The sequence below is a fragment of the Mycobacterium sp. 852002-10029_SCH5224772 genome, assembly GCF_001667315.1.
Lineage (GTDB): Bacteria > Actinomycetota > Actinomycetes > Mycobacteriales > Mycobacteriaceae > Mycobacterium.
Genome location: NZ_LZHT01000002.1, coordinates 1 through 2,737 on the forward strand (window position 1 = coordinate 1; position 2,737 = coordinate 2,737).

Sequence of the window (2,737 nt, forward strand, 5' to 3'; positions counted from 1 at the left end):
GGAAACCCACCGCCACATCGGAACTCGCACTGACCTTGGCCAGCAGCACCGCCAGGGCGGCCTGCACCACCATGAAGCTCGTCGCGTTGTGCGCGTTGGCGACCGCGCGCACCCGCCGCTGCAACTCGGCCGGCCAATCCACCGCCACGCTGGCCCCGCGGAAATCGGCCACCAGCGGATACGGTCGGTCCGTGGGCAACTCGAGGCGCTCGGGCATTCCCGCCAGGGTGTGTTCCCAATACCGCACCTGCCCGGCGATCAGGCTGTGCGGATCCTGCAGTTCGCCGAATTGGGCGCGCTGCCACAGCGTGTAGTCGACGTACTGCACCGGCAGCGGCGCCCAGTCCGGGGCACACCCGGCCGAGCGGCTCGCATAGGCCTCCCCCAAGTCACGCACCAGCGGGGTCAGCGACCACCCGTCGGCGGCGATGTGATGCACCACGGCCACCAACAGGTGTTCGTTGTCGTCCAGTCGGAAAAGCATTGCCCGCAAAGGGATTTCGGTAGCCAAATCGAACCGGTGGCCCACCACGGTCTCGATGGCCGTGTGCAGCCGGGTGGCCGACCACTCGCGGGCGTCGCTGATCTGCCAGCCGCAATCGGCCTGGTGAACCTCGACGACCAGTTGCCGCGGTATTCCCTCGCGCGCCGGGAACGTCGTCCGAAGGCTTTCGTGGCGGGCCATCACGTCGGCCAGCGCGGCGCCGAACGCCTCACCGTCGAGGCGCCCGTGCAGCTGCAATGCGATCGCCATGTTGTGCACCGGCGAGGGTCCGTGCAACTGGCCGATGAACCACAACCGCGACTGGGCGAACGACAGCGGCACCATCTCCGGCCGCTCACCGGCCACCAGCGGCGTGCGGCCGCCGCCGTCGGCACCCAGGCGCGTCGCCAACCGGCGAATGGTGGGCGCTTCGAACAGGACCCGCACGCCGAGGTGGACGTCGAGACCGGCGTTGATCTCCGCGACCAGCCGCATGGCCGACAGCGAATCTCCACCGAGGTCGAAGAAGGAGTCGTCGATCCCGACACCGTCGACGCCGAGGACGTGGCCGTAGATGTCGGCGAGGGCCTGCTCGACTGCGGTGGCGGGGGCGCGGTATTGGTCGGCTGCTTGGTAGTCGGGTGCGGGCAGCGCGCGGGTGTCGAGCTTTCCGTTGGGCGTCAACGGCAACGCGTCGACGGCCACCACCGTGGCCGGGACCAGGTAGGCCGGTAGCCGCTCGGCCAGCCGGGCGCGGACCTCGACCGGATCGGCGGCGCCGGTGAGGTAGCCGACGAGGCGCTTGTCTCCGGGCCGGTCCTCGCGGGCGATGACGGCGGCGTGCTCGACGCCCTCCAATTCGGTGAGCGCGGACTGGATCTCGCCGAGTTCGATGCGGTAGCCGCGGATCTTGACCTGTTCGTCGGCGCGACCGAGATAGTGCAGCTGGCCGTCCGGGCTCCACCGCACCAAATCCCCGGTGCGATACATGCGCGTGCCGGGTGCGCCGGCCGGGCACGCCACAAACCGCGACGCCGTCAGACCGGCGCGACCGACGTAGCCCGCGGCGACCCCGGCGCCCGCGATGTACAGTTCGCCCGTCACGCCGGCGGGGACCGGCCGCAGCCACGGGTCCAGCGCGAAAAAGCCCAGATGGGCCAACGGCATTCCGATGGGGCTGGCGTTGGCATTGGGATTGACAGCGACGTCGCCCTCGACGATCTCCCGGAAGGAGGCGTGCACCGTCGTCTCGGTGATGCCGTACATGTTGATCAGTCGCGGGCGGCCGGGGTGGTTGGCCAGCCACTTCCCCAGCCGCTGCGGAAGCAGCGCCTCGCCACCGAACACGACGGTCTGGGGGCTGAGCCGCTGAAGCGACTGCGCGGCGTCCACGTTCTGCAGCACCGAGAACGCCGACGGGGTTTGGCTGAGCACGCTGACGTCTTCGGCAATCAGCAAGGCGTGCAGGTCTTCCGGCGAGCGCACCACCTCGTCGGGCACCACCACCAGTCGCCCGCCGCCCAGCAGCGCGCCGAAGATCTCCCACACCGAGAAGTCGAACGCCAGCGAATGACACTGGCTCCACACCCCGGCCGCCGGCACCGGCCGGTCGCGCAGTGCGGCCAGCAGCTGGGTGACGTTGTGGTGGGTGACCGCCACGCCCTTGGGGGTTCCGGTCGTGCCGGATGTGTAGATGAGGTAGGCGATGTTCTCGTGCGCCGGTGGCGGCGGGGCGGTGGTGGGCTGGGTGTGTGCGGCGGCTTCGTCGGCGTCGACGACCGTTCCGGTGAAGCCGTCCAGCCGGTCTCGCAGATCCGCGGTGGTGACGGCGGCGATCGGGGCGGCGTCGGTCAGCATGAATGCGACCCGGGTGTCCGGCACCGCCGGGTCGATCGGCAGGTATGCCGCCCCGGCTTTCAGGACCGCCAGGATCGCGGCGACCGCCTGGGCTGAGCGCTCCATCAGCACCGCCACACACTGCCCCGGCCCCGCGCCTCGCTCAATGAGCAAGTGCGCCAGCCGGTTCGCGGACTCGTCGAGTTCGCGGTAGGTCACCGAGCGGTCCCTGGCGGTCAGCGCCACCGCGTGCGGGCTGCGTGCCACCTGGGCGGTGAACAGCGCCGGGATCGAGGCGCGGAGCGGGGTCGGCGAGTTCGGCGGCCGGGTCAGCACCGCGCGGTTGCCGATCGCGTCGAGGCGGGCGTGCTCGTCGGCGCCGAGCACGTCGATCGACGACAGCCGCCGGGCGGGGTC

General features: G+C 70.7%; 1 protein-coding gene. It reads right to left on the reverse strand.

The window, feature by feature from the left end; all coding sequences use genetic code 11:
• Positions 1-2,737 (reverse strand): non-ribosomal peptide synthetase (locus A5775_RS00010; protein WP_156660510.1); only part of this gene is annotated, 2,737 nt, incomplete at both ends.